The following is a 25,136-nucleotide window of genomic DNA, read 5'->3' on the forward strand; positions in this document are numbered from 1 at the left end:
CGGCAGCGATCGCCATCTATCCCTTCAATAGGCCCTGTGCGACCAACTGATTGCGACCACCCGGAACAAGAAGCCTCCTCACCATGCCCCTGCCGCAGAGCCGATCAGTGCGAAGCAGCCGCATTCTCGTCGCGGATCTCAGTGAGGTTCAACCTCGGCACCAGAAAGTCGAGGAACGCCCTGACCTTTGGCGGCTGGATACGTCCGCCGGCTCTCATCGCGTAAAGCGTGGGGGCCGGCCCGGACCATTCGGGCAGCACGTGGACGAGACGTCCTGCCGCGACGTCCGCCCTGACACGGAGATGACTGGTCATTTGCAGACCCTCGCCGGCCAGTAGAAAGCCATGCAATTCTTCAGGATCGCTGGCCACCGCAACGGGGCGTACCGGGAACTCGTTGCGCCGCCCCTCGCGCGTCAGAGGCCAGGCGTGGACCGGCTTGTCGAAATAGAACTGTGTCAACAGGCAACCATGATTTACGAGCTCTGCCGGGGTCGAAGGGCTTCCGTGCCTTTCAAGATAAGCGGGAGCCGCATATATGCCCATTGGCAGATCGCCAAGCCGGCGGGCAATGAGCGAGGAATCGGGCAAGGAGCCCTCCCACAGACGCAGCGCGATATCAATATCCTTGGCAACGACATCCAGCACCTCATGGGCCAAAAGCAACTGCGGATAGACATCCGGGTAGAACCTTCTGAATTCGCTGAGCACCGGCGCTAGAATGCGCGTCGACAACCAGTGTGGCGATGTGATCCTGAGCCAGCCCTTGGGATGTTGCTGCAGCTCGGCCACGGCGCTTTCGGCATCTTCGATATCTTTGAGCAAGCCCTCGCACCGTTGGAAATAGATCGTGCCAGCTTCGGTGAGCTTCAGGCTGCGCGTTGTCCTGTGGAGAAGCTGGGCCCCTAACCGCGCCTCCAGTTCCTGAACCTTGCGGCTGATCCGCGTCTTCGGCGTTCGCAGCGCCCGCGCGGCACCGGTGAAGCTGCCCTCCTGCACGACTTTCACGAACGCCGCCGTGTCGCTGAAGTCACGCAGCATGGACCACCCCCCATTTACCCCGAATTCGGGACAAGGAAGGCCGATTTCGCCGGATAATCAAGCGAATTCACGTCCTCTATGTCTCGATTGTCCCAATTTTGATGAAGGCCGAGGGAGGATGGGAAAGGGCAAACCTGAACGGGACCAGTCTCGGGAGGCGCTGTCCCCATCCCGCCTGCAATCCTTCGGCGCGCCGAGCCCGGTGCACGAACTGCAGCTTTCCATACGTCGGAGACATTTGGGTCCAGGTCCGACCCGCTCCGGACCTTAAGTGAGGCAAGTCGAGGGTCGGCCTTGCGGCGAAAAGCGGTTAATCGACGAACCCGACGCGGTGCCGGCTGGCGCAGCGCATCGGCGGCGCCAATCAGTGCCGCACGGCCAATTGTTCGACGAGAACATGATCAGCACCAGGATCAGCTAGACGAACGTCGGCACTCCGCGCCCACCGATCGACCTGTTGCATTTTGTGAGGCTCGGCTCACCGAAGGTGCACCGACTGGGCTGGTGGGTGCCTGCATCCGGTGTGGACGGCGGGGCTGATGACGGACGGGTCGCCATCAAACCACGAAGCCGCACGCTGACGCGGGCGTGCGGGTGTCCATGTTGCGCCCCCGGTTCAGGTGGTCGTCGATCTCGGCGGCGGCGCCGATCATCCGGCCGTAGAGAAAGACGGTGAAGGCCGCGGTCTCGAGGTCGCGCTCGCTGAGCCGCCCGGTTTGGTAGTCGGACCAGAGCAAGGCGAGAAGCAGCGCCGCGATCACCGCGTCGACGTTGACGCAGAAGACGTAAGGCGACGCCTCGTGCTCATAGAGCGCCTGCACCAGCTCGCGGTAAAAGGCGTGGAACACGTTGTAGCGTCCGTGCCGCGCCATGTACTCGGCGATGAAGCGCTCCCGCGGGTCGTAGTTGATCGGCTTGCCCTTGAACACCGGGTGGTGCACGCCGGGCAGCGCGCGCAGCTCGGCGCCGAGCTCCTTGGCCGCCTTCTTCTCGTGCCGGTAGCGCTTCGCGAAGGCGGTCGCCATCGCCTTGAGGTCGAGGCCGTGGGCGGGATCGGCCGGGTCCGTGAGCCCCGTCTCCTTGAACTGCTCGAGCAGGAAGGCGATGCCTTCGTAGCCGTTGCCTCCGTGGCTGTAGCCGGTATGGGTCAGGAAGCCGACCATCGCCTTATTGATCTGCATGCGCGCGGGCGTCTGTGGCCCGTCCGCCGAGACCGCGCCCTTGGCACCCTGCGCCGAGATCGACCCAGGGCCGTTCGAAATCAGGAGCCCGACGAGCATCTGTAGCGGCAGCGCCTCCTCGGGCGTGGGCTTCTTTCCAGTCATGGCGAGGAAGCAGAGGTCGGCCATCGTCCATTGCCCAAAGCGCTCGTCGCGGGGGATGCCCCATAGCGAGCCCGGCCGGTGGTGCTCGCCGGGGATCGTCGCGCCGACCATGACGCCATAGAGCCGCAGGTACCAGGGCAGTGTCTCGGCGGTAAGGCGCGAGATGCGCTTGCGCATCAGCGGCCCCCAGGCGATCGTCGTGGCGATGGCCGCGAGAATTGCGTCCCGCGACAACCGGCCGCCGAGGCCCCCAAGGAACTTCAGGAACGCCGACCTGCCTCCGCGGGCCGCGATCGCCGCCAGCATGGCCTCTGGACGCGGGTCGGCTGCCTCGGCCTCGGTGGCCAGGAAAAGCGCCCGGGTGGCGTCGTCGCAGACAATCCCCGAGGCGTCGAATTCCTCGTCGCGCCCGTCCCTAAGGCCCGAATGGGCGAAGAGCCCGATCAGTGCCCGGGTACAGCCGAGCGCCCGCTCCACGCGCTTTGGCCCGACGATGGCGGCCGCGGTTGCCATCACCGCATTCGGAGCATTGCCGGCCTCCCGCGCTGCGTCGGCGGCGACAAGGATCGGGTCGCCGACTAGGTTGACCTCGGCTGCGACCGCGACGTCGAGTATCGCCCGGTCGTTCTCGGTGGCGATCTCGTGCACGAGCGGCAGGGCGAAGGTCGCCTCCAGCGGCTCAAGCGCGAGATCGAGCACTGAATGGCCGTGCACGCTCGTCACCTGGGTTTTCGGGTCCATGACCGACGCGCCGGACTTGTCCTTCATGTTCTGCCGCGCGACCACCGCCCCGACCTGGGCGCCGAGCGCGGCGATCTGGCCGGCGTAGGGCTCGGGCGCGGTGACGGCCGGCATGGCGAGTTCGGGCGGCAGCCGCAGGCCCTGGTCGTTGGCGACCCAGGGCTTTAGCGCGAGGTCCCCACGCGGTGCGAAGTCGGGCGCGGCGCCGTTGAGCGCCATCACCGCGGTGAGGGCGGCGGGGATGTCGGCGATGTTGGTGACGACGGCGCCCTTCGCGGACACGACCGGGTTCTCGGGCGTGAAGAGGCCAGGCACGCCGAAGGCCTCCATGAACCAGCGCTCCTTGTCCTCGGCGCTGTCGCCCGTGCCGGCCATCGCGCCGGCATGCCCGACGGCACGGGTCAGCTTCGACTTCCAGCGGCCGACGACGCAGGCGACGACGGGCTTCGTCCAGTCGATGCCCTGCTCGTAGTAGCCGCCGGGTTCGGCATAGAGCACCGCCGCCTTGGAACGGTCGTCGTTGCCGAAGGCGTGGGCGAAGTCGGGCGCGGCGTAGTGGATGTAGACGTCTTTGCCGGAGGAGACGAGCGTCGTCGTGCCCCAGCCCGCAGTGCCGAGATACTGGGCGATCGTCGTGGTGAAGCCGCCGGAGTTCGAGAAGATCGCGACCGAGCCTTTGAGCAGCGACTCCTCTGGCTTGTCGCCGCCGAGCGCGCCGCCGATGCGCACGCGGTTCCACGAATCGGCGACGCCGAGGCAGTTGCCGCCGATGATGTCGATGCCGTTCGCCTGAGCCATCGCCCGAATCTCGCGGGCGTCGTGCACGGAGATCTTCTCGGTGATGATGACGATCTTGCGCAAGCCCGGGTTCACCCGCACGAGCTCGGCCACGCCGTCGCGCACGCCCGACGGCGGCAGGTAGACGACGCCGGTGTCGAAGGCGTGGCCGGCGTCGAGCCCCTCGCGCACGTTGTTGAAGACCGGGATGTCGCCCACGGGCGTCTTCAGCACCTGCCCGCCGCGGCCGGGCGAGGTGCCGAAGACCACGTTGCCGCCGGAGAAGGCGTGGCTCGTCGGCGTGACCTGACGCGACTCGCCGCCGAGGATGTTGAGTACGCAGACCCGGTCGTCGCGGGTCGCGATATCGGCCAGTGACCGGAGGCCGAGGAAATAGGGAAAGCCTTCGATGCCTTTGTGATACATGTCCGTCCCCCTCAGGCCGCCGCGGCCTTGAGCCCCAGCGTCGCGGCGATCTCGTCGCGGCCGCCAGCGCGCATCCACGTGTCGATGCGCTTGGCGTAGTTCACGACCTCGGAGATCGCGCTGTCGAAGCCGAAGAAGCGGTAGGGTAGGCCGAGGGACTCCAGCGTCTCGGCGAGGTTGCCCATACCGCGCACCAGGTTCGGACCGCCGCGTCCTACGACGACGTAGAGCGGCGTCGGCCCGTGCGCGGCGAAATATTCGCGCAGCGCGTCGCCCATGCCGCGGAAGGTCTCGAGGATGTCGGTGTTGTTCGACTTGCCGCCGATGATGAAGAGTACGTTGGCCTGGGCGAGGAAGTGCCGGTAGCAGATCGAGGCCACCGCCTTCATCTTCTCGTAGGGCGGGTTGCCGCCGAAGTCCGACGAGATGATCGCCGCCTCGCCCAGCACCTCGGTGACGAGGCTGTTGGCGCCGCCGCCGAAGGTCGGGGCAAGGATGGTGCCGCTCTCGTTGATCACGAAGACGTCCGACTGGCCCTGGTGGGTGCGGAGTTGGTTCACCTCCTGCTCGAAGGCAGAGATGTCTGCCGCGAAAAGCTGGTCCGGCAGCCCGAGCCGACCCACGCGCGGATCGTCGCGGTCGAAGCCGCACTTGAAGTCGCAGGCCACCGGCGTCAACCGCCCGTCGCGCCCGGGACGCATCCGGATCGGATTCAACTCCAGCGTCGTCATGCCGTAGTGGTGCATCAGCTCCCAGAGCTTCGGCAGGTGCTGCACCAGCGGCGAGATGATCTCCCGCGGCGCGCCAATGTCCGTCAGCGCGTTCGCCACCACAAAGGCCTTGAGCCCCGTGAGCGCCTCGAAGGGCACGGTGGCGATGTCGGACTTATCGAGATCCTCGATGTCCACGCCGCCGCGGTGGGTCAGCGTCATGGTCGGCGCGCGGAAATGCGTGTCGTCGGTGATGGCGAAATAGACCTCGTGCTCGGCGGGAATGCCGGCCTCGAAGGTCACGCCGTTCGCCTTGGCGAAGGCGTTGCCATGGCGGTGCTTGGCGAAGTAAAGCCGCTCCTTTTCGGCGAGCGCGGTCTTGAGGTCCCGAGCCTTGCCGATTAGTCCCGCCTTGCCCTTCTTGCCGACACCGCCGCGGAAGACCGGCTTGACGAAGATCAGGCCGTGGCGGGCGATCAGGTCCTGGATCGCGTCTTCGCCGGCGTCAGGCCCGAGCACCTCGGACACGGGGAAGTCGACGTGGCCGAGCAGCCTCGATCCGTAGAGCATTCCGTTGAGTTGCATAGCCGTTCTCCCCAATGACCGAGGCGCGGTTCGGTCGTTTGACCTGTGGGCACTCAAGGTACGGCCGAGTCGATGGAAGGACAAGGTTAGGCTCAGACGCTCGCGGCAACAGCGTCCAGCTAGCCTCAGTTCCGTCGTCGCCTCGGTCGGCCGGCCGGCATCATTGCCGCCCGGCCGTCGGCGCCCGTCAGGTAGCCCGGCTCTCGGTCGAGTGCGGGCTCCACTTGATCAGCCGGGCCTCGGCGATGTCGAGGATGCGGTCGATTATCAGTACGAATACAGCGAGGATGATGATGCCGGCGAAGACGCCGACCGCGTCGAAGTTGCCTTCCGCCTGAGCGATCAGATAGCCAAGCCCGGCGGAGGAGCCGAGATACTCGCCGATAATCGCCCCGACGACGGCAAAGCCGACCGAAGTGCGCAAGGAAGACAGAATCCAGCTTGCCGCTGCGGGGAAGTAGACGTGGGTCAGCAGGCTCGAGCGCTTGGCCCCGAGAATTCGCGCGTTCGCCAGCACTACCGGGTTGACTTCCCGCACGCCCTGCATGGCGTTGAAGAAGGTGATGAAGAACACCAGCGTCACCGATAGCGCCACCTTCGACCAGAGCCCGAGGCCGAGCCAGAGCACGAAGATCGGAGCGAGCACCACGCGGGGGATGGCGTTCAGTGCCTTTATGAACGGGTCGAGGATGCGATAGGCGCCACGGCTAAGCCCTAGCCAGACGCCGGCCGCCACGCCGAGGGCGGTACCAATCACGTATCCGAGCACCGTCTCGGTGAGCGTGATCGACACGTGCCTGTAGAAGCCTGGGTCGATGATCCAGGCCACGATCTGCTTCATGATGCCGAAGGGGGCAGGGAAGAAGAAGACATCGATCACTCCGGCTTCCACGCCGAGCTGCCAGCCGCCGACAATGACGACCAGCAGTCCCAGCTGGATCATACGTTCAGTCATGGCGTTCATAGCTTTTCTCCACTTCGCCGCGCAGCGATGACCAGATGTTGCGATAAAGATCCATGAAGCGTGGATCGAGCTTGATTTCAGCGACGTCGCGCGGGCGTTCAAGATCGACGGGGAAGCTGTCGATCACACGCGAGCGTGGTCCGGCGGCAAGCACCACGACTCGATCACCGAGAGCAATTGCCTCCTCGAGGTCGTGTGTGATCATCACCACGGCGCGCCGTTCCTCCTGCCAAAGCCGCAACAGCTCGTTCTGCATCAGGTGGCGGGTATGGATATCGAGCGCGGAGAAGGGCTCGTCCATCAGGATGACCTTGGGGCCGGTGATCAGCGCCTGGGCCATCTGGACGCGCTTGCGCTGACCGCCGGAAAGCTGATGGGGATAGCGATGTTCGAAGCCCTTGAGGCCGACTTTCGCCAGCCATCGCATCGACTGCCCGCGGCGTTCGGCAGCGCCGACACCCTTGAACATGGGACCGAGTTCCACGTTTTCGATCGCGGTCTTCCACGGAAGCAATGCATCCTGCTGGAAGAGATAACCGATGTCGTTCTGGATCCCGCGCACCGGCTGCCCATCGATTGATACAGTGCCACTCGCTGGTTTCAGCAGGCCGGCAATCGCATTGAGTATTGTGCTCTTGCCGCAGCCGGTGGGGCCAACGATGGCGAGGAACTCGCCATCGGCGACTTTCAGGTTCACATCCTGCACGGCCACGTAGGCGCCGAAGGCCATGGTGACCGAGTCGAGGGAAACCATCGACTTTGCTTGATGCGGACTGTCCGTCGGGGATGCGGTTTTCACTACGGCCAATGCCATGACCTCCTCCTGTCAGTTGGCGGCGACGTTCGGGACTTTGCCGACGAACTCGTTCGTGTAGGTTTTCGTAAGGTCGATTTCAGCCGCCGCGACTTTTTCGTTGAAGCTCTTCAGGACGGCGAGCGGAGTCTTGATATCTTCCTCGTTGATACGGCCGTCCTTCGAGAAGATCGCCTTCGCGTTCTCTACCGCCTTGACGTAGGTGTCACGATCGCCGGAGATAAACTCCTTCGGGAGCTTGTCGACGATCTCTTCAGCGGAGTGGCTATTCATCCACTCGAGCGCTTTGACCGTCGCATTCGTGACCTTCTGGATGGTCTCCGGATTTTCCTCGATATAGCTCTGTGTGGCATAGAGGACGGAGGTTGGGTAAATCCCGCCATAGATCGCCTTGGCACCGTCGTCGCTGCGCCCGTCGATCAGGATCTTGCCGACGCCCTTGGCCTCGATGAAGGTCGCTGCCGGGTCGTAGTTGACGAGGAGGTCGACCTTGCCCTGTTCAAGGGCCGCGACGGCGGCAGACCCGGAGCCAACGCCGATTAGCGAGACGTCGTCCGCGGACAAGCCGTTGCGCTGCAGGTAATAGCGGACGAAAAAGTCGGAAGACGAACCCGGCGAAGTGATCCCGACTTTTGCACCTTTGATCGTTTCTGGTTTTGCCGGGTCGAACGTGCTGTCCTTGCCGCCAGCCAGCACGAGCCCGGAATTGCGGGCGAGCTGCACGAAGGCCACGACAGACTTCTTCTGCGACTGCATCTGGATCGTATGGTCGTAAAAGCCAACGGCGATATCCGTCGAGCCGGCAACAAGCGCCTGCAGCGTCTTCGACCCGCCCGATGCGAAGTTTTCGACGGTCACCTCCAGGCCTTCCTTTTCATAAAGGCCGAGCCCTTGGGCGACCGGAAAGGGAAGATTGTTGAGGTTGTAAGAGCCGACGCTGATGCGGACCGGATCCGCGAACGCGGAACCGGCAAACGCGACGGTTGCCGCGAGGGCGAGCATGAGCTTGCGCATGATATTCTCCTCCTGTTGGTGGCGCCCTCCCGGCGGCCACGGTCATTATGCCGCGCAACCCAGTTGCGTGACAGGTTTTGCGAATACATGTCCTTCGAACAGCCGGCGGGCGGTGCGAAGAATTCCAGCGACGACTTTGCCGTCCCTTTCATACAGTTTGACGTCCAGGTGGCCGCTTGGGTGCTCTATGGAAAGCACGACTGGAGGGGCACGCACGCCGATCAGAAGCGAAGCGACTGTATCCCGGCTGATACAGGCTGTGGCGATCCCTACGGCGCCCGTGGTTGCGAGCGACGGATGACATTGACGCGGCATGAAATACCGTACGCTGATGTCGCCTCCCGACCTTGGCCGGGAAATGAGCACCGGCTTCGGCGTTACCTGATTGCGGACGTCTCCAAGGCCCATCCGTTCGCCGGCAGCGATCCGCAGCTTTTCCAGCCGTCCTAGCAATTCCTTATCAGCATTGAGTTCAGTCGCTGACTCGAAGCCGCTTGCGCCGATAGAGTCTGCCTCGATCAACATCATCGGCATTGCACAATCGATGCAGGTGACAGCCACACCATCGATCAAGTCGACTGGCTTGCCAGTGGGAAAGAGCTGTCCGGTACGAGCCCCCGCTGCGTCCATGAAGGTCAGTGCGATCGGCGCTGCACGGCCGGGCACGCCATCGATTGCAGCTTCCCCGAGATAGGAGACGCTGCCGTTTGGAGTGGGAACTTCGGCCTCGATCAGCTTGCTGGTGTTGACGTTATGGATCCGGACGAGCGTCGTTTCTCCACGAACCGGGACAAGTCCAGCTTCGATGGCAAACGGGCCGACCGCAGCCAGCATGTTGCCGCAGTTCGGGGAGGTGTCGACAATCTGTTGGTCGACCCGCACCTGGGCAAAGAGATAATCCACGTCGGCGCCAGGAATGCTGGCAGGTCCGACGATGGCCACCTTGCTGGTGACCGGGTTGCCGCCACCGATGCCGTCGATCTGCAACGGATGACCTGACCCCATGACGGACAGCAGGATCTTGTCACGCGGGTCAGCAGCCGCGGGAAGATCGCTTGCCAAGAAGAACGGACCCTTTGAGGTGCCGCCTCTCATCAGAACGCAAGGGATCGCCAACAGGTCATTCATCGCTTGTGCTTCCATCGCAATTATGTCATCGCCGTATCAATCAGCGCTCTTTGATCTAATTATCGGAAGAGGCATTTATTTGTGAAATGCTAAGAATCAGGGGATTGATGCAAAATGAGCATTAATTGCGAGATCCTTGACCTTCGAGCCTTCCTGAGCGTCGTAGAGTTGGAGAGCTTTCATCGCGCGGCCGATGCCCTGCATCTGTCACAGCCCGCGTTGAGCCGCCGCATTCAAAAACTGGAGCAGGTTATCGGAGCGCCCCTCTTGGAACGGACAACCAGGCATGTATCGGCGACGGCTCTCGGCACAGAGCTCGTGCCGCTCGTCCGACGGATGCTGGAGGAGTTCGATGGTTCGCTGTTCGCCGTCCGTGACGTTGGATCCAATCGAGGCGGATTGGTGACGATCGCGTGCCTCCCCACCGCCGCATTCTATTTTCTGCCGACCGTCATCCGCCAGTTCAATGAGGAGTATCCGAACATCCGCTTTCGTATCCTCGACTTGCCAGCGACCGACGGTCTTCAAGCAGTGGCACGCGGCGAGGTAGAGTTCGGCATAAATATCATGGGCACATCGGATCCGGACCTGACCTTCGAGCGGCTCGCGGAAGACCCCTTCGTGCTGGCAGCGCGCAGCGATCACCCCCTCGCCGCCAAGCCCGCGGTCGGCTGGGCAGAGCTTGAGCCCTACCATCTGATTACCGTTCATCGATCGAGCGGCAACCGAACCTTGCTGGATGCGGCCCTGGCAAAATCGAATATCAAGCTTCGCTGGTTCTACGAGGTGACCCATCTGTCCACCTCCCTCGGTCTGGTGGAGGCCGGCCTCGGAATTTCGGTCCTGCCGCGCATGGCGACTCCGCAGGATGACCATCCGTTCTTGATCACACGCCCGATTGGCGATCCGGAGGTATCACGCACAATCGGCGTGGTTCGCCGTCGCGGCGGCACCTTGTCGCCGGCGGCAGAGCGATTTCTCAAGATGCTGATGGGCGTATGGGGGAGTGATTGAGGATGGTTCAAAAAGCCCCGGTCGAGTGGCTGGGTGAGCAGAGCAAGCCTCGTTCCAGCACATGACCGGTCTGCGCCCGCATCCCGATGGCCGGCTGTCTCGACCGGTTGCGGGTCCGCTTTCCACTCGGTCAGGTTCTGGCCATGTCGTCTTCCAACCTGACGGGCGAGGAGCCGAAGGAGAAAAATGATCTGAGGCCTGTTATGACGGCTGCCGTTCACTGCTTTGTCGCACAGCGGTCGCTCAGCACCATCCCAACGAACTTCAGCAACCCACCCTTCCGTGACGGATCGGAACCGGAAAGATCGACCTAAGCCGTCAATCGCCGAAAGCGCTTGAGATGTCCGGTACTGGCCCCAAAATCGGACCTTCGCGCGTCTGCGTTCCCAATCGAGGAAACGGCATTTTGCCCAAGGCAGTCACGTGGTGTTAGACATACCCGGGTGCTCGAGCCCGCGCCGGCCCTCGACTGAAATAACGGGGATATCCGATCGAGGACCAAGTTGCTGTGAGGCTCGCGCGGGTATTATCTTGCCGTTGCAGAAGCCGTAGAGGCTTAACCAAGGGCGTGGCTTGCCAGACCGTAGAGGCTTGGCCCTGGTACCACGTCCGCGCGGCCTTTGCCCCGACGGGACATTGAGAGCACAGTGTCGAAGACGGTCAGGCCCGATTGGGAGAGAAATGTGGCGAAAGTGCCGGTCTCGACCGGTGTGTCGAGCCTCAGAAATTTGTTTTCGTGGGCGGCGACATGCTGCCGGATAACTGCGATGGCGTCCGCATCAGATTCTGCCACGACCGGGCCAATGACATAGCCCCTGCCAAAAGGACGGCAAAGCGCCAAAGCGTACAGCTGACCGCCGCGAAACAAGCCGTAACCTATGGATTGTGCGAAGAGCTTGCCCATCAGCACCGCCCTCGAAACGCCGAATGCCCCTGTATCCAGCTCGACGACAGCGGCAAGGTCCTCCCCTTCCAGTCGCCGGACCACGGACTGTTCCGTTGGCGGAGTCAAATCGGTCAGCCGGCGGACAATGCCCTGGCATTGGTATATGGTTCGCACGGGCTGGAAACCGAGCGAATGATAAAGACGATGGGCAGCCCTCGTCGCATTGAGCCTGAGATTGCGTCCCCGGCAATCCGAGAGCACGTGGTCCATGAGCCACCGTGCGGTGCCGTTTGTCTGCAGCCTAGGGGAAGTGATCACCATGCCTATGGTGGCGAAATCGTCACCGTGCGGGAACCACATGGCCGAACCTGTTAGCCTGCCAATTTCATCGCGTGCAACGTAGCCGTGGCCGCACTCCCGTAGAAACTGCAAGTCCTCGGAACGGAGAGGCCACCCGACGGAAACGGACAAGGCATGCAACTGCTCGAGATTGGCGCCCTCGATTCCCGCCACATGCATTTTGAAGCTGTCGATCAATTTAGATTCGGCTGCCGGTGCGTCCACTCCTTGCCTCCCCGCCATTGTTTTTGCTTTCGCCTCGTGTTCGCCCATACAGTTCCGCGCAAGCCGCGGCGAGAGCTTTTCTTGCTCACAATAGGACCTCACGCTCGACACGATTCGCTTGAGAGTGCATTGCGCGCACAACAATCGTCCGAATTCGACGCGCTTTCGGCATGTAAATCATGCGCAGGCTTCTAAGGTACTTAGCGAGAAGCGAGCCGGCGGTCGCTTGCCTATCATCTCATGCACGGTGACGCGTGGATACCAAACCCTTTCGTTGTGAACGCATGATCCACGGCATCGATCTCGACAAGCCGGGCATGTTGCGAGGGCACCAATGCAGGCAGCGGAAATCCTGGAGAAGCTCGTTGGCTTTCGCTCCGTTGTGGGCCTACCTAATGAAGACATAGTGGCTTGGATCCGCGGCTATCTGGAAAGCCACGGCATTGCCGTGGCGGTGCTTCCCGGCCCAGAGGGTGATCGGTCCAATCTTTTCGCCACGATCGGTCCAATGGACGTGTCTGGCTATATTCTCTCAGGCCATATGGACGTGGTCCCAGCCGCAGAAAGCGGCTGGACGAGCGATCCCTTCCGCCTTCGCGCCGAGGCAGACAGACTCTATGGCCGCGGTACCACTGACATGAAGGGGTTCCTTGCTGCCGTTCTCGCCGCCGTTCCGAGCCTTGCGGCAATGCCGCTTCGCCGGCCGCTGCACCTCGCCTTCTCTTATGATGAGGAGGCCGGCTGCCGCGGCGTGCCACACATGATCCCACGCCTGCCGGAACTTTGCCGCGAACCGCTAGGCGCGATCATCGGCGAGCCGAGCGGTATGCGCGCCATCCGTGCCCACAAGGGCAAGGCGGCGGCCCGGCTGATGGTCAGGGGGCGTTCCGGGCATTCTTCACGCCCGGATCTGGGGCTGAATGCGATTCATGGCGTAGCGGGCGTCCTGACCCAAGCGGTCGCAGAAGCCGACCGGCTGACCCAGGGCCCCTTCGCGCATGTCTTCGAACCGCCCTACTCTTCCCTGCAGATTGGAACGGTAAAGGGCGGCCAGGCGGTCAACATCATTCCGGATAGCTGCGAGGTCGAGTTCGAGGCGCGAGCGATTTCCGGTATCGACCCGGCGGAACTGCTCGCGCCGGTGCGAAAGACCGCCGAGGCCCTGGCGGCACAGGGCTTCGAGGTGGAGTGGCAGGAACTCAGTGCCTATCCCGCGCTTTCGCTTGAACCTCACGCCCTGCTGGCGGCACTGCTCGAGGAATTGACCGGCCTCGCGCCTCTCCCCGCGGTCAGCTACGGCACGGAGGCGGGCCTTTTTCAACGCGCCGGCATCGACGCGATCATCTGTGGTCCCGGCGAGATCGGCCGCGCTCACAAGCCGGATGAGTACATCCTGGTCGACGAACTCTTGGCCTGTCAGACGATGGTCGAAGCGCTCGGCGCCCGCTGCAGCGCCTGAGACCTCAGGGAGAGACGCGCGATGACCTTCCTCTTTAACTCCGATGCGAAACGTGGTGCGATTTTCGCCGAAGTATTCGCGCGTGAACTGCCCGACATTCCTTTTGCCATGGATCCGGCGACGGTTAATCCCGATGCTGTGCGCTACCTGATCACCTGGACGGTGCAGGACGATCTCGCGCGCTATCGAAACCTCGAAATCCTCTTCTCGATCGGTGCCGGCGTCGACCAGTTTCGCATCGATGCCGTGCCGCCGCGTGTGCAGGTGGTGCGCATGGTCGAGGACGGCATCGTCCGGATGATGCAGGAATATGTGACGCTTGCCGTGCTCGCGCTTCACCGCAACCTGCCGGCCTATCTCGAGCAGCAGCGGGGCGAGAGTTCGCAGGCCATTGCACCGGTGCAGGCGGCCGAACGCCGCGTCGGCGTGCTTGGCCTCGGCATGCTCGGAACTGCAGCACTCGATCGGCTGAAGCCTTTCGGTTTTCCGCTCTCCGGCTGGAGCCGCAGTCCGCACGAAATCGAGGGTGTGAGATGCCTGAGCGGCCGGAACGGTCTCGATGCCTTGCTGGGCTCGACCGACATTCTCATCTGCCTCCTGCCGCTGACCGACGAGACACGCGGCCTCCTAAATGCCCAACTCTTCGCCAGGCTCCCGGCCGGTGCGGCGCTCGTCCAAGTCGGTCGCGGCCCTCAACTCGATCATGAGGCACTTCTGGAGGCGCTCGACAACGGGCATCTCTCCGGCGCCATGATCGATGTAACCGACCCGGAACCGCTCCCTCCTGGTCATCCCTTCTGGACTCACCCGAAGATCCTGCTGACGCCGCACATCGCGAGCGTCACCCAGCCGGAAACCGCCGCCAAAGCCGTGATCGAGAACATCAAACGGCACCGGTCAGGTCTCCAGCCGGTCGGACTGGTCGACCGCCGCCGCGGCTACTAGGGCGCGTCGCACCGAATCGCGGCCATGCGAAGCGCTTTACGTCTTTGTTTTCATGCACGTCGTCGTCCCGAACTCCTGCACAGCTTCGGGCGACATGCATTAAGTTCTAAACCGAGGAAAGGAAAACCATGTCGCTCTTGAAAACCATCGAGAACAACCCCTCTTTCGCGCCGCGCGAGTCTAGCCCCGTCCCTGAACGTCTGATCTCCGGCAATCCTTCTTTCAAGACCTGGGCCCAGGACGTCGCCCGCGGGGAGATGATCCATACCGGCGTCTGGGAAGCGACCCCCGGCGAGACACGCTCGATCAAGGGCGAGACCTTCGAGTTCTGCCATATTCTTTCCGGCGTCGTCGAACTCACGCCGGAAAACGGGGAGCCGGTCGTCTATAAGAGCGGCAACAGCTTCGTCATGAAGCCGGGTTTCGTCGGCATCTGGAAGACCATCGAGACAGTGCGCAAGATCTACGTGACTGTGATGTGACGCAGATGACGCGCGACCCGATCGTCTTCGAGGTCTCGCAAGAGCTATTCTCAGCACATCTACTGAAGGTGGCACGCTCGCTGGTCTTTGGGCGTGTCATTACCGACCACACCGTCTCCTCTTGACCATGTGACGTCTCTCCGCTGCCGGCCATCGCGGCGGAGCTTTCTCTCGGCTTGCCGCGCCCCCCTCGGAGCGCCTGCAACACCTTGCCGACGCGTCGCACGGCTACGTCCGAGTGACCGCCGAAGATTTGACTGTCGTGCCGCCGAAAACGTAATTTTCCGCCGCCTTGGCATCGCCAGTCGATGCATGCTGCTCGCGTTCCTCCACTAGCTTTGGGTTTGAACCCATGCCGAGGACGCACGATGACACTCAGCTTTGATCCGGACAGTCTCTCCCTGCCCATCGGGCACTTTATCGGCGGTCGGCTGGTGCCGGCCGAAGGCGTCATCGACATGCATCGCCCCTCCGACGGCGAGCTTTATGCAGGGTGCCCGCTTGCGGATGAGGTGCTCGTCGACCGCGCCGTCGAAACTGCCAAGAAGGCGCTCAAGGCGAGCAACTGGGGCGGCGCGCGGCCACGCGAGCGCACAGTCGTGCTGCAGCGCTGGGCCGACCTGATCGAAAAGGAAGCAGGAACCCTAGCCAAGCTCGAGGCGCTTTCCTCCACTCGCCCCGTTGGCCATCTCGTCGCCGGCGATATCGCCGTCAGCGCCGAGCAGATCCGCTTCTTCGCGGAATTCGCCGACAAGGAAGGAAGCGATGTCGTACCAACCGACGACGCGAGTCTCGGCATGATCATGACAGAGCCCTATGGCGTGGTCGGCGCGATAACGCCCTGGAACTTTCCCGTCTCCATGGCCGCCTGGAAGCTCGGACCCGCGCTCGCGGCCGGCAATGCGGTGGTGCTGAAACCCTCGGAAATGACGCCGTTCTCGACGATCTACATCTCCGAGCTCGCGATCCGCGCCGGCCTGCCCGCTGGCCTCATCAACATCGTTCTCGGGGATGGGCCGGTAACCGGCACTGCGATCACCGGCCATCCGGACATCGCCAAGGTGAGCTTCACCGGCTCGACCGGCGCGGGCTCCACCATCATGGCCAACATCGCCCGCACCGGTGTGAAGCCGATGACGCTGGAACTCGGCGGAAAGAGCCCACAACTGGTCTTCGCCGATGCCGATCTCGATAAGGCCGCCGCGGCGATCGCCCAGAGCATCCTCTCCAATGCGGGCCAGGCCTGCGTCGCCGGCTCCCGCATGATCGTCGAGGAAAGCGTCGCCGCCCGGCTCGCAGAGGCGATCGTCGCCCGCATGAAGGCTGCGAAGGCGGGGCCGACATGGGACGAGGCAACCGAATACTCGCCCATCATCTCCAAGCGCCAGTTGAACCGCATCGACGGCATCGTCGAGGCGGCCGTGGCGGCTGGCGGCGAATGTCTGTTCGGCGGGCGCCAAATGGATGCGCCAGGTTACTTCTACCAACCGACGCTGATTGCCGTGCGCGACGGCTCCTCACCAGCAATAACCGAGGAGATTTTCGGACCCGTCCTCACCTTGCAGACCTTCACGGACGAGGAGGAGGCGCTGGCGCTTGCCGACCATCCGACCTACGGCCTTGCCGCCGGCCTCTTCACCCGCGACCTGTCGCGCGCCTTAAGGCTGACGCGACGGCTCCAGGCCGGCACCGTCTGGATCAACCGCTATAGCCGCTCGCGCGATCACATACTGCCGACCGGCGGCTACAAGCGCTCCGGCGTCGGCAAGGATCTCGGACGCGAGGCATACCAAGCCAACCGCAAGAGCAAGAGCGTTCTCATCAGCCTTGAGGAGCCTCAATGAAATCCTATTCGATCGCACTCATCCCCGGCGATGGGATTGGCCAGGACGTAACGGATGCGACCTGGCAGGTTCTTTCGACCGTTGCCAGACATTCAGGCTTCTCGCTCACCGGCACGCCCTTTCCGTGGTCCTGCGCCTTTTACAAGGAAACGGGCGCGATGATGCCGGCGGAGGGCATAGAAATCCTGCGCCGCTTCGATGCGATCCTGCTCGGCGCCGTCGGCTGGCCGGCGGAGGTGCCGGATTCCGTCTCACTGCATGGCCTGCTCCTGCCGATCCGCAAGGCCTTCGTGCAATATGCCAATATCCGGCCCCACCGGCTGCTGCCGGGAGTCCAAGGTCCGTTGAAGGCGGAAAATTTCGACATCCTCTGCATCCGCGAGAATACCGAGGGCGAATATTCCGGTGCCGGCGGCCGCGTGCATCAGGGAACAGTCGATGAAGTCGCGGTCGAGACCTCGATCTTCACCCGCACAGGCGTCGAACGGATCCTGCGCTTCGGCTTCGAACAGGCACGTCAGCGTCGCGGCAAGCTCGCTTCGGTCACCAAGTCGAACGCCCAGAAATACTCGATGGTATTCTGGGACGAGATCACGCGAGAGCTCGCCGCCGAATACGCGGATGTGGAGGTGACAAGCTATCACATCGACGCCATGGCCGCGCGCATCGTTATGGCGCCCGAGAGCCTCGATGTCGTGGTCGCCTCGAACCTCTTCGGCGACATCCTGACCGATCTCGGTGCGGCGATTCAAGGCGGCCTCGGCTTTGCCGCCTCCGCCAACATCAACCCCGATCGAAACGCGCCTTCGATGTTCGAGCCGGTGCATGGATCCGCTCCGGACATCGCCCATCTCGGCATCGCCAATCCCATCGCCTCCATCTGGTCCGGCGCCATGATGCTCGAGCATCTCGGGGAAAGAGAGGCAGGGCGGAGGGTCATGGACGCGCTCGAAACAACGACCGCCCGCGGCATCGGCACGGTGCCGGGAAAAGACAGAACCGAAACCATTACCGCGGCGGTTGTCGCCGCACTCGACTGATTCCAGGAGGGACAGCACATGAAATTGAAGGACAACGAACTTTTCCGGCAATCCGGGCTGATCGGCGGGGAGTGGATCGATGCCGGTTCTGGTTTGGTCGTCGAGGTGATCGAGCCGGCCAGCCAGGCGGTCCTCGGCACCGTCCCGGACATGGGAACGGACGAAACCCGCGCCGCGATCGAGGCGGCGAATGCCGCCTTCGGGCCCTGGAAGAAGAAGACGCATGCTGAACGCGCCGCGCTGCTCGAGCGCTGGTATGCGCTGATGATCGAAAATCTCGAGGATCTCGCGCTGCTGCTGACGATGGAACAGGGCAAGCCGCTCGACGAAGCGCGCGTCGAGATCCGCTACGGCGCTTCCTTCGTCAAATGGTTCGCGGAGGAAGCGCGGCGCATCGGCGGCCACACCATCCCCTCGCCGACGCCGGACCGCCGCATCGTCGTGCTGAAGGAAGCGGTCGGCGTCTGCGCCATCGTGACGCCATGGAACTTCCCGAACGCGATGATCACCCGCAAAGTGGCACCTGCGTTGGCGGCCGGCTGCACGGTGGTCATCAAGCCTTCGGAATTCACGCCCTTTTCGGCGCTCGCCCTCGGCGTGCTTGCCGAGCGCGCCGGTATTCCGGCCGGCGTCATCAACATCGAGACCGGCATGCCGACGGCAATCGGCAATGAGTTCATGGCGAACGAGACGGTTCGCAAGATCTCCTTCACCGGCTCGACGCGTGTCGGGTCGCTTCTGATGCGTGGTGCCGCAGACAGCATCAAGCGTCTCTCCCTCGAACTCGGCGGCAATGCCCCCTTCATCGTCTTCGACGACGCCGATCTCGATCTCGCGGTTGAAGGCGCGATCGCATCAAAATTCCGCAATGGCGGGCAGACCTGCGTCTGCGCCAACCGCATCCTGGTGCAGGCCGGCGTCTACGACGCCTTCGCGGAGAAGCTCGCTGCTCGCGTCAACGCGATGAAGGTCGGTCCAGGCATAGAGCCCGGCATTGCGATTGGCCCGATGATCAACGAGGCGGCGATCGAGAAGATCAACCGCCATGTCGAGGACGCGCTTGCCAAAGGGGCGAAGGTCGCGGCGCGAGGCAAATCGCTGCCGGAGGGCAGGCAATACACCGCCCCGATCGTGCTGACCGGTGCCACGACCGACATGCTGCTCGCCAGCGAAGAGACTTTCGGCCCCGTTGCCCCGCTCTTCCGTTTCGAGACGGAAGAAGAGGCGATCGCGATCGCCAACGGCACGCCGTTCGGCCTAGCTGCCTATTTCTACACGGAAAGCCTCAAGCGCTCCTGGCGCGTGGCGGAAGCGCTCGAATTCGGCATGGTCGGTCTCAACACCGGCGCCATCTCCACCGAAGTCGCCCCCTTCGGCGGGGTCAAGCAATCCGGCCTTGGCCGAGAGGGCGCCCAAATCGGCATCGAGGAGTATCTCGAGATGAAGAGCTTTCACATTGGTGGGCTGGGATAGATCCCAGCGATTTGGGATTGGTCGATGCAAAATCGTAGTGCGTTCGATTCCGAGGCCGGCCCTACTTTCCTTACCTGAAGCGTGTGAAGCGCTTCAGGTTTTTTCTATTCTGCAATGCAACCATCACATGCAGGTTTAGCTAGAGCAGAATCCGACCTGATAGAATCGCCGCGGGGCTAACATGCCCGCTCCCCCTCTGCCCCTGCCGGACATCTCCCCCACAACGGAGCAAGGGCGATTTTCCGCCCAACCAGCACCCGCTCGCGCATCGTTGAGTTCGGGCGACTTTGGCACTTGCAAGCTTTCCGGATTTTTGTGCCGCCACAGTCCGTTCGGATGCGGCTCTAAATCTGAAAGCAAAAGAACGCGGCACCTACTCGGTCCGCACCCTTCTTCATTACTGGATTCTGTCCAGCATCTTATAATAGATGCCGACCAGCGGCAGGAACCAGGGCTTGCCGAAGTGTCCTGGCACCGCAGGCCATTCGAGACCCTCCAGCGGATTTCGGTCCGGCCGATCGAGGATCGCGTCCGCAATGATCATGCCGAGATGTGTTGAAAGCTGCGCGCCATGGCCGGAATAGCCCATGGCGTACCAGACGCCATCGTGATAGCCGGCGCGGGGGAAGCGGTCCTTGGTCATGTCGACGAGGCCGCCCCAGCAATAGTCGATCTCGACATGGGCCAGTTGCGGGAAGATCTCGGCGAGGCTTGCCTTGAGGATGGCGCCGCTTTTCGCGTCCGACTGTTGGTCGGATGTCGCCGAGAAGCGGGCGCGGCCGCCGAAGATCAAGCGGTTGTCGGGTGAAAGCCTGAAGTAATTGCCGATGTTCATCGACGTGACGCAGGTGCGGTTACCCGGCATGGTCGCCACGATCTCCGCCGCTGTCAGCGGTCGGGTGGCGATTATGAAGCTGCCTACGGCGATGATGCGGCGGCGGAAATAGCCAAAGGTCGAAGGCGTGTAGGCGCCGGTGGCGACAAGCACTGCATCCGCATTGACGCTGCCCCGCGGTGTTTTCAGGTGATGACGGCTGCCCGCCTGTCGATGTTCTGTTACGGCCGCCTGCTCGAAGATCGTGGCGCCGTGGCGTTGGGCCGCCTCGGCGAGGCCGACGACGTAGCGGCCCATATGCATCATTGCGCTCTTCTTCGAGAGCATGGCGCCGAAGAAGGGCGCGCCGACTTCCTGCTTCAGGTCGTCTGCGCTGAGAAGCGCGGTATCGGAATCGACCTCCGCGTGCACGGCTTCGAAGTTGCGGGCGATGGCGTCAAAATGCTGGGGCTTGGAGGCGAGCTTCAGCTTGCCGGCGCGGCGGAAACTGCACTCGATTCCCTCGTCCGCGATTAACGCCTCAATCGTGTCGATCGAGTCGTCGAGCGCCTTGTAAAGAGCGATCGCCCGCTCCTTGCCGAGCTCCGCCTTGGCCGCCAGATAGCTATGCGCAAGTCCGTTGTTGAGGTGCCCACCATTGCGGCCGGAGGCGCCCCAGCCGACCCTCTCCGCCTCCAGCACGACGACTTTGGCGCCAGCCTTGGCGAGCTGCCGAGCAGCAGCGAGGCCGGTGAAGCCGCCGCCGATAACGGCGACGTCGAAATGGCCATCGACCGCACTCTGAGCAGCCCCGGCGAAGGCCGGGGCGGTGTCGTGCCAGTAGGACAGGAATTTCATGGCGATGCGCCTTCTCTCAGAGCCCGACGACGCCCGGCAGGCCGGAGATGTCGGCAATCTCCACGTAGCCGTAATAGGGGTTGGCCGGCTCGTGGCCACGATTGACCCACACCTTGTTCTTGATGCCGAGGTCATGCGCCGACATCAGGTCGTAGCGGAAGGAGGACGAGCAGTGCAGAATGTCCTCCGGGCCGCAGCCCAGCATGTCGAACATGTATTCGAAGGCCTTGAAGCGGGGCTTGTAGGCCTGCGCCTGTTCGGCAGTGTAGACCGCATGAAACGGGGCGCCGAGCTTTTCGACATTCGACATGATCTGCGAATTCATCGCATTCGAGAGGATCACCAGGGGTATTTCCTTGGCGACCTTGGCGAGCCCCGCCGGCACGTCCGCATGAGGACCCCAGGTCGGAACGCGCGCATAGACCACCTTCGCGGCTTCATCGCGGAATTTAATGCCGTTGCGTTTGCAGGTCCGTTCAAGCGAGTTGTGTACCACCTCCACATAGGGCTTCCAGTCGCCCAGGATCTCGTCCAGGCGATAAGCCGCGAAATTCTTGATGAATTCAGCCATGCGCGCCTCGTCGAGTTGCTCCCCATAGAGGTCGCGCGCCGCTTCCGCCATCTGGAAGTTCGTCAGCGTGCCGTAGCAGTCGAAGGTGATGTATTTCGGACGGAAGGTCGTCATGTGCATATCCTTGAGAGAGCGGGACCGGGTATGTGTAAGGATCATAGGCCCGGCCCCGTCCGCGCCTCGCCTGATTTGGCGGCGTTCGAAGCAGATTCTATCGTATCGAAAGGCGGCTTTGGCAGAAGGTTGCGCGACACGTCCGGCCCGCATAGGCTTTTCCGGCTCCGACATCCCCCGACGCCGTTGTTGCCAGCATAAGATGCGGCGGCCGCCAAGAGCAAAGCTATAAGATACCGCGCGCACCACAGCCTTCAGACGATCTGCCGGGCGGCACTCCTTCAGACTTGCGGGCAGGAAATGAAGGAAATGCCATGCAGACAAGTCAGATCGATATTGCCGCTTTCGAGCCTGAGCATCTGGAAGCCGCCGTCGAGCTCTCCCGGCAGGCGGGCTGGCCGCATCGGCGAGAAGACTGGCAGATGGCGCTCGCCTTGAGCGAAGGCGTGGTCGCGGTCGAACACGGCCGGGTCGTCGGCACCGTGCTTGTTACACTGTACAAGGCGGATTGCGCGACCATCAACATGGTCATAGTCGACGAGACGATGCGCGGCCGCGGCCTCGGTCGCAAGCTGATGGATGCCGCGTTGGGGCTCGCGGGCGATCGCCCGCTCAGACTCGTGGCGACGACCGAGGGCTTGCCGCTCTATGAAAAGCTCGGCTTCCGCGAGACTGGTCGCGTGCTGCAGCATCAGGGCATCGTCGGAGAAATCCCCGCGCCCGGGGAAACGGAGCCTGCGGCCGCGGCCGACATCGAAGCGATCGTCGCGCTCGACCGCCTCGCGTTCGGCGCCGACCGTGAAGAGCTGGTGGCCTATCTCGCCAAGGTCGGCGCATTCGCGGTGACCCGCCGGAACGGCCACGTCTCCGGCTTCGGCGCCATCCGCCCCTTTGGCCGCGGTGAAGTCATAGGCCCCGTCGTGGCCGGCAGCCGCAATGACGCCAAGGCGCTCGTTCGGCATTTCATCGCCCTCAGACCCGGCCGTTTTCTCCGGGTCGACACCACTGCCGACGCGGCCATTTCGCCCTGGCTTGCCGAAAATGGGCTCGCCCATGTCGGTGGGGGCGTCGCCATGATGAAGCCGCCGATTCAACGCGCCGCCGACGCGGCCGCTACTACCTTCGCCCTCGCCAACCAGGCGCTCGGCTGATCCGGAGATCGTCATGTACAGCAATTCCCTCATAGAACTCGATCGCGCCCACCTCGTCCACCCGGTTGCCTCCTATCGCGGCCATGAAAAACTCGGCGTACGCGTGCTCGCTTCGGCCAAGGGCGCGACGGTCACCGACGCATCGGGCAAGCAACTGATCGACGGCTTTGCCGGTCTCTGGTGCGTCAATGCCGGCTATGGCCATGAAGCGATCGTCGAAGCGGCGGCCCGCCAGATGCGCGAGCTTCCCTACGCCACAGCCTATTTCGGACTCGGCTCCGAGCCCGCGATCCGGCTCGCTTCGGAGCTTGCGGAGCGCGCGCCGGGCGATCTCAACCACGTCTATTTCACGCTCGGTGGTTCCGACGCCGTCGACAGCACCATCCGCTTCATCCGCTACTATTGGATTGCCCGTGGCGAGCCGCAACGCGATCAGTTCATCTCGGTCGAACAGGGCTATCACGGCTCATCGACCGTCGGCGCCGGCCTGACGGCGTTACCGGCCTTCCATGCCGGCTTCGGCATTCCCTTCGACTGGCAGCACAAAATTCCGTCCCACTATGCCTACCGCAATCGGGTCGGTGAAGACCCGCAGGCGATCATCGAGGCCTCGCTGGCCGCACTCCGGCGCAAGGTCGAGGAAATCGGTCCCGAGCGCGTCGCCGCCTTCTATGCCGAACCGATTCAGGGCTCAGGCGGCGTGCTGGTCCCGCCTAAGGGCTGGATGAAGGCGATGCGCGAGCTCTGCCGCGAACTCGGCATTCTCTTCGTTGCCGACGAGGTGATCACCGGCTTCGGCCGCACCGGGCCGCTCTTTGCCTCAACCGAGGACGAGATCGTGCCGGATTTCATCACCACGGCCAAAGGCCTTACGTCCGGCTATGTGCCGATGGGGGCCGTCTTCATGGCCGACCACGTCTATCAGACGATCGCCGACGGCGCCGGCGCTTCCACCGTCGGCCACGGCTACACCTACTCGGCGCATCCGGTCAGCGCCGCTGTCGGCCTCGAGGTGCTGAAGCTCTACGAGAACGGCCTCTTGGAAAACGGTGTCAAGGCCGGTGCTCGGCTGATGGAAGGTCTCGAAAGCTTGAGGGACCACCCGCTCGTCGGCGATGTACGCGGCCGCGGGATGCTGGCTGCCATTGAGCTCGTCGTCGACAAGGCGAGGAAGACCCCGTTGCCGGCAGCCGCGGAGCCGGCGCGCCGCATTTTCGACCGTGCCTGGGAAAACGGTCTCGTCATTCGCGCCTTCGCCAACGGCGTGCTGGGCTACGCGCCGCCGCTCTGCTGCACCGAAGCGGAGATCGACGCGATCGTCGAGCGCACTCGTGCGACGCTCGACGAGACATTGGAAGATCCAGATGTCCGCCAGGCGTTGAAGGCCTGATGGACACGGGACGCGATATATCGCGGAACCGTCATATTCGAAATTTTGTGCCGCGCCGTGGCGCCTTTTCGGAGACTCCGGCGCGGCATAGCTGCCAAACTCAACGAAGAAAAGCGGCCGGATCCCAGCAAATGCGGCCCTTTCCAACAAGAGCGGGGAAAATATCCCGCCGACGGGAACAGAATATTCTTCTTCAAGAAGTCAGCGTTCCGGCCCGGAACGCGAAAACTGGGGATTTCGACGTGCGCAAGAACCTTCCGGAATTCAAATACATGACCTTCGACGTCGTCGGCACCCTGATCGACTTTGAAGGCGGCCTCAAGGATTGTCTCGCCGGTATCGCCGCCGAGGCCGATGTGGCGATCGACGGCGAGGAGGCGCTGAGCCTCTACCGAGCGGCGCGCTACTCAAAAGACGCCGATCTCTTCCCGGACGACCTTGTACGCGTCTATCTCGAGATCGCACCTAAGCTCGGCCTCCCGGCCGAACGGAAATGTGGCGAGCGTCTCAGGGACTCGGCGACGAACTGGAAGGCTTTCGCCGACAGCGCCGACGCGCTGGCGGGCCTTGCGAAGAACTACCGGCTCGTCGCGATGACCAATGCCCGCCGCTGGGCTTTCGATTTCTTCGCCAAGGAGCTGGGCAATCCCTTCTACGCCGCCTTCACCGCGGACGATACCGGCACCGAAAAGCCGGACCCAGTCTTCTTCGAGAAGGTCTTCGAGTTCGTCGACTCGGAAGGAAATTCAAAGGACGACATCCTGCACGTCGCCCAGAGCCAGTACCACGACATCGGCATTTCACGGAAGCTTGGGCTGACCAATTGCTGGATCGAGCGTCGCCACACTCAGAAGGGCTATGGCGGGACGATCGAGCCCTCCGAATTCACCGAGCCCGATTACCATTTCACCTCCATGGCCGGCCTTGCCGATGCTGTGGCCGTCGCACGTAGCTGACCAGTTCACCGGATCGGGTCCAAGCCCACGGAAGACGGGCAGCCCGCCAAC

20 protein-coding genes are annotated in these 25,136 nt (G+C 63.1%); 10 read left to right on the forward strand and 10 right to left on the reverse strand.

The features are described from left to right. Positions 1-104 precede the first annotated feature (104 nt). The 7 genes from RB548_RS28275 to RB548_RS28305 all read right to left on the reverse strand — a co-directional run bounded on the left by RB548_RS28275 (position 105) and on the right by RB548_RS28305 (position 9,524). Positions 105-1,040 (reverse strand): LysR family transcriptional regulator, encoded by a 936-nt coding sequence (locus tag RB548_RS28275; protein WP_331377063.1) that lies wholly within the window; start codon positions 1,038-1,040, stop codon positions 105-107. Positions 1,041-1,597: 557 nt separating this feature from the next. Continuing rightward, positions 1,598-4,309 carry a CoA-binding protein gene (locus RB548_RS28280; RefSeq protein WP_331377064.1) on the reverse strand — a complete coding sequence of 904 codons (2,712 nt, stop codon included), beginning with the start codon at positions 4,307-4,309 and terminating at the stop codon, positions 1,598-1,600. A gap of 11 nt (positions 4,310-4,320) precedes the next feature. After that, positions 4,321-5,604, reverse strand: a complete 1,284-nt coding sequence (locus tag RB548_RS28285; protein WP_331377065.1) for an ATP citrate lyase citrate-binding domain-containing protein — start codon at positions 5,602-5,604, stop codon at positions 4,321-4,323. 187 nt (positions 5,605-5,791) lie between these two features. Beyond that, positions 5,792-6,568, reverse strand: a complete 777-nt coding sequence (locus RB548_RS28290; RefSeq protein WP_331377066.1) for an ABC transporter permease — start codon at positions 6,566-6,568, stop codon at positions 5,792-5,794. After that, positions 6,552-7,382, reverse strand: coding sequence for an ABC transporter ATP-binding protein (locus tag RB548_RS28295; protein ID WP_331377067.1), 831 nt, complete (start codon positions 7,380-7,382; stop codon positions 6,552-6,554). The genes RB548_RS28290 and RB548_RS28295 overlap by 17 nt, the downstream gene beginning before the upstream one ends. 12 nt (positions 7,383-7,394) lie before the next feature. Continuing rightward, positions 7,395-8,396 (reverse strand): ABC transporter substrate-binding protein, encoded by a 1,002-nt coding sequence (locus RB548_RS28300; protein ID WP_331377068.1) that lies wholly within the window; start codon positions 8,394-8,396, stop codon positions 7,395-7,397. 45 nt (positions 8,397-8,441) lie between these two features. Then, a complete protein-coding gene (locus RB548_RS28305) occupies positions 8,442-9,524 on the reverse strand; it encodes a 4-oxalomesaconate tautomerase (RefSeq protein WP_331377069.1) in 1,083 nt (360 codons plus the stop codon). Positions 9,525-9,638: 114 nt separating this feature from the next. On the opposite strand from RB548_RS28305, the gene RB548_RS28310 reads away from it, so the two are divergent. Further along, positions 9,639-10,538, forward strand: coding sequence for a LysR family transcriptional regulator (locus RB548_RS28310; protein ID WP_331377070.1), 900 nt, complete (start codon positions 9,639-9,641; stop codon positions 10,536-10,538). A gap of 556 nt (positions 10,539-11,094) precedes the next feature. On the opposite strand, the gene RB548_RS28315 is transcribed toward RB548_RS28310, so the two are convergent. Then, positions 11,095-11,988, reverse strand: a complete 894-nt coding sequence (locus tag RB548_RS28315) for a GNAT family N-acetyltransferase (RefSeq protein ID WP_331377071.1) — start codon at positions 11,986-11,988, stop codon at positions 11,095-11,097. A 334-nt stretch (positions 11,989-12,322) separates the two neighbouring features. Here RB548_RS28315 and argE point away from each other — a divergent pair, with 334 nt between their 5' ends. From argE to RB548_RS28345, 6 genes are all read left to right on the forward strand, one after another. Then, positions 12,323-13,447 (forward strand): acetylornithine deacetylase, encoded by a 1,125-nt coding sequence (gene argE / locus RB548_RS28320; protein WP_331377073.1) that lies wholly within the window; start codon positions 12,323-12,325, stop codon positions 13,445-13,447. A 21-nt stretch (positions 13,448-13,468) separates the two neighbouring features. Next, positions 13,469-14,392, forward strand: coding sequence for a 2-hydroxyacid dehydrogenase (locus RB548_RS28325; RefSeq protein WP_331377074.1), 924 nt, complete (start codon positions 13,469-13,471; stop codon positions 14,390-14,392). Positions 14,393-14,520: 128 nt separating this feature from the next. Then, complete coding sequence (locus RB548_RS28330) at positions 14,521-14,874, forward strand: cupin domain-containing protein (protein WP_331377075.1); 354 nt, start codon at positions 14,521-14,523, stop codon at positions 14,872-14,874. A gap of 368 nt (positions 14,875-15,242) precedes the next feature. Beyond that, positions 15,243-16,718, forward strand: a complete 1,476-nt coding sequence (locus RB548_RS28335; RefSeq protein ID WP_331377076.1) for an aldehyde dehydrogenase family protein — start codon at positions 15,243-15,245, stop codon at positions 16,716-16,718. Then, positions 16,715-17,758, forward strand: coding sequence for a tartrate dehydrogenase (locus RB548_RS28340; protein ID WP_331377077.1), 1,044 nt, complete (start codon positions 16,715-16,717; stop codon positions 17,756-17,758). Before RB548_RS28335 ends, RB548_RS28340 begins: the two co-directional genes overlap by 4 nt. A gap of 18 nt (positions 17,759-17,776) precedes the next feature. Then, complete coding sequence (locus tag RB548_RS28345; RefSeq protein ID WP_331377078.1) at positions 17,777-19,231, forward strand: NAD-dependent succinate-semialdehyde dehydrogenase; 1,455 nt, start codon at positions 17,777-17,779, stop codon at positions 19,229-19,231. 397 nt (positions 19,232-19,628) lie between these two features. On the opposite strand, the gene RB548_RS28350 is transcribed toward RB548_RS28345, so the two are convergent. Continuing rightward, positions 19,629-20,903: an NAD(P)/FAD-dependent oxidoreductase gene (locus RB548_RS28350; RefSeq protein ID WP_331377079.1), complete on the reverse strand. Its 1,275-nt coding sequence runs from the start codon at positions 20,901-20,903 to the stop codon at positions 19,629-19,631. Between the two features lie 16 nt (positions 20,904-20,919). Next, positions 20,920-21,588 (reverse strand): haloacid dehalogenase type II, encoded by a 669-nt coding sequence (locus RB548_RS28355; protein WP_331377080.1) that lies wholly within the window; start codon positions 21,586-21,588, stop codon positions 20,920-20,922. A 314-nt stretch (positions 21,589-21,902) separates the two neighbouring features. On the opposite strand from RB548_RS28355, the gene RB548_RS28360 reads away from it, so the two are divergent. The 3 genes from RB548_RS28360 (at position 21,903) to RB548_RS28370 (ending at position 25,085) form a co-directional block, all read left to right on the forward strand. After that, on the forward strand, positions 21,903-22,739 hold the full coding sequence (locus RB548_RS28360) for a GNAT family N-acetyltransferase (protein ID WP_331377081.1): 837 nt from the start codon (positions 21,903-21,905) through the stop codon (positions 22,737-22,739). 13 nt (positions 22,740-22,752) lie between these two features. Continuing rightward, the gene (locus RB548_RS28365; protein ID WP_331377082.1) at positions 22,753-24,129 is read left to right on the forward strand and encodes an aspartate aminotransferase family protein; all 1,377 of its coding nucleotides are present in this window, start codon (positions 22,753-22,755) and stop codon (positions 24,127-24,129) included. Between the two features lie 242 nt (positions 24,130-24,371). After that, positions 24,372-25,085 (forward strand): HAD-IA family hydrolase, encoded by a 714-nt coding sequence (locus RB548_RS28370; RefSeq protein ID WP_331377083.1) that lies wholly within the window; start codon positions 24,372-24,374, stop codon positions 25,083-25,085. Positions 25,086-25,136: the final 51 nt, after the last annotated feature.

Origin of the sequence: Sinorhizobium chiapasense (assembly GCF_036488675.1) — a bacterium.
Lineage (GTDB): Bacteria > Pseudomonadota > Alphaproteobacteria > Rhizobiales > Rhizobiaceae > Sinorhizobium > Sinorhizobium chiapasense.

What these genes read in the sequence shown, in the direction of transcription:
- RB548_RS28285 (WP_331377065.1), bottom strand. Translation starts at nt 5,604, where the DNA reads ATGCAACTCAACGGAATGCTCTACGGATCGAGGCTGCTCGGCCACGTC.
- RB548_RS28275 (WP_331377063.1), bottom strand. Translation starts at nt 1,040, where the DNA reads ATGCTGCGTGACTTCAGCGACACGGCGGCGTTCGTGAAAGTCGTGCAG.
- RB548_RS28300 (WP_331377068.1), bottom strand. Translation starts at nt 8,396, where the DNA reads ATGCGCAAGCTCATGCTCGCCCTCGCGGCAACCGTCGCGTTTGCCGGT.
- RB548_RS28280 (WP_331377064.1), bottom strand. Translation starts at nt 4,309, where the DNA reads ATGTATCACAAAGGCATCGAAGGCTTTCCCTATTTCCTCGGCCTCCGG.
- RB548_RS28295 (WP_331377067.1), bottom strand. Translation starts at nt 7,382, where the DNA reads ATGGCATTGGCCGTAGTGAAAACCGCATCCCCGACGGACAGTCCGCAT.
- RB548_RS28345 (WP_331377078.1), top strand. Translation starts at nt 17,777, where the DNA reads ATGAAATTGAAGGACAACGAACTTTTCCGGCAATCCGGGCTGATCGGC.
- RB548_RS28360 (WP_331377081.1), top strand. Translation starts at nt 21,903, where the DNA reads ATGCAGACAAGTCAGATCGATATTGCCGCTTTCGAGCCTGAGCATCTG.
- RB548_RS28355 (WP_331377080.1), bottom strand. Translation starts at nt 21,588, where the DNA reads ATGACGACCTTCCGTCCGAAATACATCACCTTCGACTGCTACGGCACG.
- RB548_RS28330 (WP_331377075.1), top strand. Translation starts at nt 14,521, where the DNA reads ATGTCGCTCTTGAAAACCATCGAGAACAACCCCTCTTTCGCGCCGCGC.
- RB548_RS28305 (WP_331377069.1), bottom strand. Translation starts at nt 9,524, where the DNA reads ATGAATGACCTGTTGGCGATCCCTTGCGTTCTGATGAGAGGCGGCACC.
- RB548_RS28340 (WP_331377077.1), top strand. Translation starts at nt 16,715, where the DNA reads ATGAAATCCTATTCGATCGCACTCATCCCCGGCGATGGGATTGGCCAG.
- RB548_RS28365 (WP_331377082.1), top strand. Translation starts at nt 22,753, where the DNA reads ATGTACAGCAATTCCCTCATAGAACTCGATCGCGCCCACCTCGTCCAC.
- RB548_RS28310 (WP_331377070.1), top strand. Translation starts at nt 9,639, where the DNA reads ATGAGCATTAATTGCGAGATCCTTGACCTTCGAGCCTTCCTGAGCGTC.
- argE (WP_331377073.1), top strand. Translation starts at nt 12,323, where the DNA reads ATGCAGGCAGCGGAAATCCTGGAGAAGCTCGTTGGCTTTCGCTCCGTT.
- RB548_RS28290 (WP_331377066.1), bottom strand. Translation starts at nt 6,568, where the DNA reads ATGAACGCCATGACTGAACGTATGATCCAGCTGGGACTGCTGGTCGTC.
- RB548_RS28325 (WP_331377074.1), top strand. Translation starts at nt 13,469, where the DNA reads ATGACCTTCCTCTTTAACTCCGATGCGAAACGTGGTGCGATTTTCGCC.
- RB548_RS28350 (WP_331377079.1), bottom strand. Translation starts at nt 20,903, where the DNA reads ATGAAATTCCTGTCCTACTGGCACGACACCGCCCCGGCCTTCGCCGGG.
- RB548_RS28335 (WP_331377076.1), top strand. Translation starts at nt 15,243, where the DNA reads ATGACACTCAGCTTTGATCCGGACAGTCTCTCCCTGCCCATCGGGCAC.